Below are 7,687 nucleotides of genomic sequence, written 5' to 3'. Positions count from 1 at the left end.
GTACTGGGCATTAATGTATAATAGCTAGTTTAAAATTCAGATTATCAAAAGCAAGTCACTTCTATTTAACTATCTCGCCACACTCTTTTATTTTATCAGCATATTCAGTCAAAAGATTCTTTGAATAAATTTTTTCATTACTTGAATTTCTAACCTCTTTCCAAAGAATAGAAGCTACTTTTAGTTTATTCGAGTAATTTCGACTATTTTCGTCTGCACAGAAATTCTTTAGAAATTGGTTCCATTGACACACCGAATGATCATACTTGGCATAGTCTGAATTTCCATAATAAACTTTTAGCATATCTTGAATGGTAAAACTTAAATCATGTTCTTTTTTTACTTTTCTCCAAGCAGTGGCCATATCAGCAGTAAACTTGAAGGGTGAAACCTCTGTTAAAGTTGAGAAATATTCTCTAAAGTTTGCATTAAAGGAGAATCCACATTCAAGCAAGGGTGTGTCCAAGGTAACGACTTCTACTCGTTTCTTTTTCCTTTTTACTGATGATTTTTTAATCAAATTACCCTTAAAGTACTGTTTAATAATATCATTTAGTTCTTGTTTTGTACCTCTATTTTCAAGACCTAATGACTTGCATATCTGTGAAAGTTCATCACGATACCAATAGTATTTATTAAACTCATCAAAAGATGAGATTTTTTCAAACTCAGGTCTGCTTTCTATCAATATTTTACCTCCTTAAAACCAATTTAGGCTGTCATCTCGAAATAATGGAGTTTTAGTTTCTTTATTTTGAGGAATAGTTCCGTTTCTCTAACAAGCTTACACACTCAGAGGTTCGGACTTACCGTATCATCCGTGAAAAAACAATCCTCACAAAATAAAGGAAAATCCTTCGTTTTGATATTGTTCCATTCGTAAACAGAACCTACAATGTCTCCAACAATTACTCCGAGCATCCGTTTCCTCCTTATTGCATATCAGATTCGTTACACATTTCTAATGAGTCACTCTTTAAAAATGGCACCACCAAATCAATCCACTCATAAGGCAGGTAAGCTGATAAATAGCCGTGGTTATAGCCCTTTGCTTCATACAAAATTGTATTTGAATGTAGCTGATGAAATAATTTCGCTGATTCTTTCACACAGTTCAATTCTTTTTCACCATAGATATACAGAACCTGAGCCTTGCTAGCAGAAATCATATCTTTCAACTTGTAACATCCCATATAGTTTTTGTAAATGGTCACCAATGTTTTGATAGGCGTCCTTGGCAAATCCTCCAAATAATAAGCTTTTATTTCCTCTGGATAAGCCAGTTTAGGATAGAGCTTGTTCATCATGCTTAACTGAAGTTTGCAAGAGAATTTATTGAACATCAGTTTACCAAATAGAGACACTAGAAAGATGCTGATTTTAGCTAACCTTGGTTGAGGAATACAGAGGCTTCCATCTATGATGGCCTTCTCAGCAATTTCACTGTCTAAAGACAAAAGCTCTATGGCAATTTGACCACCAAGTGAAACACCACCGATTGCAAACAATTTCCCACCACAGTTTGCTTTGATATAGTCTAGAATCTCCAAAGCAGAATCTTCAGTAGAAACATAATCAAGTTGATATTCCTCGCCGTGGCCATTCAAAGTGGGTAGAATAATACGGTATTCTTTTGACAAGATTCGTGCTTGACGAAGATAATTCCACCAAGAACTGCCACCACCATGTATCAGTAAAATAGGAGGCAAATTCTTATCACCAAATTCATGGAATTTCATGTTTAAACTCCTCACTGTAGGACTTTCACTAGCTACACCCATGTTTAATCAGCTTGTACAAGCAGTGATACCGTCTCCGCATGATGCGTCTGCGGGACTCAAAAGGTTCAGTGAACCTTTTGAGGATTAGCCACGTTTCACTAACAAACTTACACACTCGACATGGTGCGTTTGCGGAAACAAGTCCACTGGTTGTACTTTCTTCAACTCATATCCTAATTCTTGATAGAGTTTGATATCGCGAGCCATGGTGGCAATATTGCAAGAGATATAGGCGATGCGGTCAGCTCCTGTTTGACTACTTGCCTTGATGAAGCTCTCAGTGAGGCCTTTTCTTGGTGGATCTACTAGGATAAGACTTGGTTGAATACCTTCCTTGAGCCAATTCTTCATTGCATTTTCAGCTGTATCACAAACATAGTGAGCATTAGTAATATTGTTCAAAGAAGCATTTTTCTGGCTATTTTCTACCGCTTCTGGAATAACCTCTACACCATAGACTTCCTTGACATGTTTCGCAACGGATAATCCAATCGTTCCAATACCTGAATAAGCATCAATAACCACATCATCTGCTTTTAATCCTGCAAAATCAATAGCTGTTTGATAAAGTTTCTCCGCTATTTGAGTATTGACCTGGTAGAAGGCTGGGCCAGCGATTTGGAAGTCATTTCCCAACATCTGATCAGTAATATAGTCTTGACCATAAAGAGTCTTCCATTCCTTACCAAAAATCGCATTGGTATTCTGGTCGTTGATATTTTGCATGACAGATACAATCTCTGGGAATTGCTTGATTAGTTGCTCGATCAACTGTTCAATACGAAAAACTTTCGAACGAGTGGTTACCAAAATGACCATGATTTGTCCTGAATAATGACCACGACGCACCACAAGATTCCGAATCAAGCCAGACTGTTCCTTTTCATCATAAGGTTTCAAATCATACCGACGGAGCAGGTCTCGTAGAGCAACTACGACTTGGTCAATCACTGGATCTTGGATAAAGAAATCCTCAAGGGGCATGAGATCATGCGAATTCTTACGGAAAAAGCCAGTTTCCAAGACACCATTGACACGACGAACTGGCACCTGTGCCTTATTTCGATACTTGACTGGATTCTCCATACCAAGCGTTTCAGCAACCTCTATATCCCTAATGCCAGCAATCTTATAGAGACTATCCTTGACTTGCTTGGTTTTAAACTTGAGCTGCTCTGGGTAGGCAAGATGCCCCAAGTCAGCAATACCTGAGCGTAGATAAGCAAGATCAAGGTCTTGGTTACGATGTGGTGATTGAACAAGGTATTCTTCAACTTTCCCAAAGCCAATCTTTTTAGTGACTTTAAGGATACGCATGAGGATTTTTTCAGTTGGTAGAGCATTCTCTACAAAGAAAACCAAACCTTCTACCTTAGCGACCCCAGCACCTTCATGGGTCAAATCAACAATTTCAACTTCTACAATATCATTTTTCTTTAACATATTTTTCACTTTCTATCGGCCGACAAAAAAAGACGGCAACATTTCTGTTACCATCTATTATATCATGAAATGACCTAAGCACCAAAACTCTTGAAGAAGTTGACAATGGCTTGCCAAAGGGAGCTAAAGAAGTTGCCCCCGTCTTCTAGCGCTTTATTGGCATCAAAGTTGAGGTTGATATTTTTAAAGCTATCACCAGCTTGAGAAACAATGCTTTGCTTGAGGTCATTTAGGGTTTTAGTGAAATCAGCATTGTTCAAAATGTCACTCTTTGAGAGGTTAAGTGCAAAATTAATGATGATATTGACCTGGTTTCCTGTTATAACCTGATCGAGTTTGTAGTTTTTTAGTGTATCTTCTACAATTTTGCGGACATCTTCTTCTGTCAGATTACCTTTGGCTTCTTTCGCCTTTGCAATTCCTGCCTTGATATCTGCCAAAGCGACATTGAGTTTATTGGCATCGTAGCCTGACTTGTCCTTGTTTTCAGCATTGATATCTGACAAGGCTTTTAGCTCCTCTTGGGCCAAGTCTTTATTGGCTTGTGGTACTTTAGCACCATTGGCCTCTAATGAGTAGTAAATCCCTGCTAGGGCGCTCTCTCCTGTAACTGGAATGGGAGCCGCAACTGTGATTTTGGCATGCTCCACTCCCAGCGTCACTGCTGCGTTACGGTACATATCCTGCGTCACCTTGGTGATATTTTCAGGCGTTTCAATCTTGACTTCTAGAGGCGACTTATCCCCCAGCTTTTGAATCTTAGCTGACGAATAGAGCTGTAAACTAGCATCATTAGCCACATTCATAATTTTCGAATAGATATCAGGTGTCATAGTTTTGATATCTTTGGTGTCTTTCGATGCGTCATAGCCAAGTTTGCTAAGAGTTTGATTTTTCTGGTCTTCAGTTAGTGAAGAACCAAGGACATATTCTGGTTGTACATAGGTTTCATCGATTACTTTTTGAACATCGGTTGCTGCGTGGACACTCGTCATAGCTGTTGCGGCCCACAAAATTGCAGCGCTTGTTAGAAAGAATTTCTTTCTCATGGGATATTCCCTCCTTTACTTTTCTAGGGTAATAAAACAATCTTAAAGAAAACTTATAGTGAAAAACACCTAATAAAACCAGATGCTTAAAAGAAATTAAAGAATTTCATGATGTACAGGTTAAAGCGTACCTGTCTTGAGTAGTAATAATTTCCACCATTTTCATAGAGTTCGGCTCCATGAAAGATAGAAATCGGGTTGATATAGGTGTAGGTCTTCCCAGTCGTATTTCCAAGGATAGGAGCGACCGTTTCACGAGAATATTGTTTGGCCAAGGCGAGAGTGTTTTCCTTGCCATTTTGAGCGATAAAATCGATATAAGCAGGACCAAAATTATAGGCTTGCACAGCTGTCCAGACATCAACGCCCTTTTCCTGAGCTAGGTAGAGATTATCAGTCAATGCCTGAATCCCCTGACGAATGCTCGTCACATTGTCATTGATAGTATTTGTGGTACCGCTAGCAGACTCGCTAGACTGCATGACATCGCCTTCTTTTCCCTTTGTTTCGGTATAAATCATGGCGAGCACAAGCTCTTCATTGGCTGGAGTATCTCTTTCATTGAGGATTTCTCGAACCATGGGTTGGTAGGTCATGACTTGCTTCACATCTTGATGGATATGATAGACTTTATAGACAGCGAAAAGGAAGACTGCTAGCACTAGCACTCTTCGTAGTAATTTAAACATTATTTACTTTGAATATCCTCGATATTTTTGATTAAGATAGAATAGGTTCCATTGTCATTTTGGATAAACTCGACAGATTCTGCGTCTTGATAGACGTTATTGGGAACGATGAGCTCGATTCCGTTTGACAAGGAGAGTTTTTGATTTTCAAATTTCTTGAGCTGACGACTGGCATCAATTTCATCAAACTGGACTGGTTCTGGTACGGCTTCCTTAACTTGATCAATAAAGCTCAAACGAGCTGTCAGATTGTTGTCAAAAAGGTCATTAGCCAATTTTTCAGGTGACAGTTCATTGCTTTCTTCAAGATTGTTGAAAATCGCTGATTTGACCTTGGATTGAAATTGAAAATCATCTGTGTTAAAAGATTCAGCAATTCTCTGGGCCGTTTTCTCCAGTTCCTTGATGGATTTCTTTGGTGAAATCTTAGGGGCAACAGCTAGGAGATTATCTGAAAAATAATTCAAGAAAGTCCCATTGTACTTGATACGTTTTTCGATGAGATGGTACTTGCGACTTTGAAGATTGACCACCAAGGCCTCATCAGCCCCTGTTCCAAATCCAGGCAGGTTATTCTGAGTCAGCTTGATTGGATTATCAACTTCCCCACCGAGGTGAGTCAAGGTTTCCCGCAAGGCAATTCGCAAGAAAGCGAAATGCTCTACACCTTCTTTAGAAAATTGCACAAAAATCAAGTCATTGGTCTTGAGATTTTCAGAAATGCTAAACTCTTCTTTCCAGAGATTAGCCAGGGTTACTGATGTCTCCAACAAATCATCTGTGATGTGATTGAAGAAGGGATTTTCTTCTTCGAAAATCCCAGTCTTGGCTTCATCTGAATACACGCGTTCGATTTTTTTACGTAGGTATTCCTCGATTTTTGGAGTGATATTGAGAAACTTATCCGCTAGAAACAACTCAGTATCATCTGGGCTGAACTGATGGATAATAGCTTTCTTAATATAAATGTCCATAAAAGTATTAGTCCTCGTATAGTGGGAAGGCATCTGTCAACGCTTTAACTTCACTTCTCACTTCTTCTAAGACAGCTTCATTTTCTGCATTTTTAAGGGTTTTGATAATGAGTTCAGCCACTTTACGGCTTTCTTTTTCACCAAATCCACGCGCAGTGATGGCTGCAGATCCAATACGAATACCACTTGTCTTGAATGGTGACAAGGTTTCGTAAGGGATTGAGTTTTTATTTAGGGTAATATTAACCTCATCCAGCAAGTTTTGAGCAACTTTTCCGTTCTCTACAACCTTAGTTACATCCACTAGGAAGAGGTGGTTTTCAGTTCCACCGGAGATGATACGGAAATCAGAGTCTTGCAAGAAGACTTCAACCATAGCCTTGCTGTTTTTGATGACATTAGAAGCATATTCCTTAAAGGCTGGATCCAAAACTTCTTTGAAGGAAACTGCCTTAGCCGCCACAATATGCTCTAAAGGACCACCCTGAATACCAGGGAAAATAGCTGAGTTGATTTTCTTAGCTAGGTCCTCATCATTTGTCAAAATCAAACCACCACGAGGTCCACGAAGGGTTTTGTGGGTCGTTGTTGTAGTGATATGAGCGTATGGCACTGGGCTTGGGTGAAGACCGGCTGCCACCAAACCAGCGATATGGGCCATATCGACCATGAGCTTAGCCCCAACAGCATCTGCGATTTCACGGAATTTTGAGAAGTCGATAATTTGAGAATAGGCTGAAGCACCAGCTACAATTAGTTTTGGTTTGACTTCTTGGGCTTGTTTCAAGATAGCATCAAAGTCCAAGAGTTCTGTTTCAGGATCCACACTGTAAGAAACAAAGTTGTAGGTTTGACCTGAGAAACTAACAGGAGCTCCGTGAGTCAAGTGTCCACCTGCTGCCAAATCCATCCCCATAACGGTATCACCTGGCTCAATCAAGGCCATGTAAGCAGCACAGTTGGCTTGGCTTCCTGAGTGAGGTTGGACATTGGCGAATTTAGCACCAAAAATTTCTTTTGCACGTTCAATCGCTAGAGTTTCTACCACGTCTACTACATCAGTTCCACCATAATAACGGCGTCCTGGGTAACCCTCGGCATATTTGTTTGTCAAGATAGACCCTTGAGCTGCCATAACAGCCTTGGAAACAACGTTTTCCGAAGCAATCAACTCAATGTTGTTTTGTTGGCGTTCTTCTTCTTTGGCAATAGCATTCCAGAGATCAGCATCGTATGCTTTAAAATCATCTTTGTCAAAAATCATAGGTCTTCTCCTTTATAGTGTGACTGGTCCTTTAGTTTGTGTTTACAAAATAAACTAAAAGATGCGAATAAACCGTTTTTGCATTTTATCACAAGTATAACCAACTTTTTCATAAAATGCATGAGCACCTAGACGATGATCAGCAGAGTTTAAACGGATAAACCCATAGCCACGTCTTTTTGCTTCTTGCTCCAACCCTTGCAGTAAGCTTTTACCGATACCTTGCCCTTGTGCTTGAGGTGAAACCGCTAAGCCTAAGATATTAAATCCTGCTTTGGAATAGAGGGATTCATAAACTTCAGCATGGACATATCCAAGCAAGACATGACTGGCTGCATCCTCATAGCCAAGTAGGAAATGATGTGAATCCTGAGATAATCTAGCTAGTTGACTAGCTGTGTCCTCTGGACTAAAAGAATAGCCCAAGACTTCTTGATTGATGTCACATATAGCTTTTACATCTGTTTCTTGCAAATCTCTTAACATC

The 7,687-nt window shown here is 39.6% G+C and carries 9 protein-coding genes; all 9 read right to left on the bottom strand.

Features of this window, described 5'->3' with window-relative positions; translation table 11 throughout:
* Window positions 1-61: 61 nt before the first annotated feature.
* The 9 genes from D8804_RS09010 to D8804_RS08970 all read right to left on the bottom strand — a co-directional run bounded on the left by D8804_RS09010 (window position 62) and on the right by D8804_RS08970 (window position 7,686).
* A complete protein-coding gene (locus tag D8804_RS09010; RefSeq protein WP_125399553.1) occupies window positions 62-688 on the bottom strand; it encodes an SAP domain-containing protein in 627 nt (208 codons plus the stop codon).
* Window positions 689-792: 104 nt separating this feature from the next.
* Window positions 793-921: an ADP-ribosylglycohydrolase gene (locus D8804_RS10325; protein WP_080702749.1), complete on the bottom strand. Its 129-nt coding sequence runs from the start codon at window positions 919-921 to the stop codon at window positions 793-795.
* Between the two features lie 11 nt (window positions 922-932).
* Window positions 933-1,739 (bottom strand): alpha/beta hydrolase, encoded by an 807-nt coding sequence (locus D8804_RS09000; RefSeq protein ID WP_125399552.1) that lies wholly within the window; start codon window positions 1,737-1,739, stop codon window positions 933-935.
* 126 nt (window positions 1,740-1,865) lie between these two features.
* Complete coding sequence (gene rlmD, locus D8804_RS08995) at window positions 1,866-3,224, bottom strand: 23S rRNA (uracil(1939)-C(5))-methyltransferase RlmD (RefSeq protein WP_125399551.1); 1,359 nt, start codon at window positions 3,222-3,224, stop codon at window positions 1,866-1,868.
* A 74-nt stretch (window positions 3,225-3,298) separates the two neighbouring features.
* Complete coding sequence (locus tag D8804_RS08990; RefSeq protein ID WP_125399550.1) at window positions 3,299-4,273, bottom strand: DUF1002 domain-containing protein; 975 nt, start codon at window positions 4,271-4,273, stop codon at window positions 3,299-3,301.
* An 86-nt stretch (window positions 4,274-4,359) separates the two neighbouring features.
* Window positions 4,360-4,962: a lysozyme family protein gene (locus tag D8804_RS08985; protein ID WP_125399549.1), complete on the bottom strand. Its 603-nt coding sequence runs from the start codon at window positions 4,960-4,962 to the stop codon at window positions 4,360-4,362.
* A complete protein-coding gene (locus D8804_RS08980) occupies window positions 4,962-5,936 on the bottom strand; it encodes a nucleoid-associated protein (protein WP_000356101.1) in 975 nt (324 codons plus the stop codon). Before D8804_RS08980 ends, D8804_RS08985 begins: the two co-directional genes overlap by 1 nt.
* Window positions 5,937-5,943: 7 nt before the next feature.
* Window positions 5,944-7,200 carry a serine hydroxymethyltransferase gene (glyA, locus tag D8804_RS08975; RefSeq protein ID WP_084948618.1) on the bottom strand — a complete coding sequence of 419 codons (1,257 nt, stop codon included), beginning with the start codon at window positions 7,198-7,200 and terminating at the stop codon, window positions 5,944-5,946.
* A 54-nt stretch (window positions 7,201-7,254) separates the two neighbouring features.
* Complete coding sequence (locus D8804_RS08970; RefSeq protein ID WP_125399548.1) at window positions 7,255-7,686, bottom strand: GNAT family N-acetyltransferase; 432 nt, start codon at window positions 7,684-7,686, stop codon at window positions 7,255-7,257.
* Window position 7,687: the final 1 nt, after the last annotated feature.

This window comes from Streptococcus oralis (genome assembly GCF_003944215.1).
GTDB lineage: Bacteria > Bacillota > Bacilli > Lactobacillales > Streptococcaceae > Streptococcus > Streptococcus oralis_BI.
Note: the sequence above shows the minus strand (reverse complement) of the source record. Positions and strands in the feature narration are given on the sequence as shown.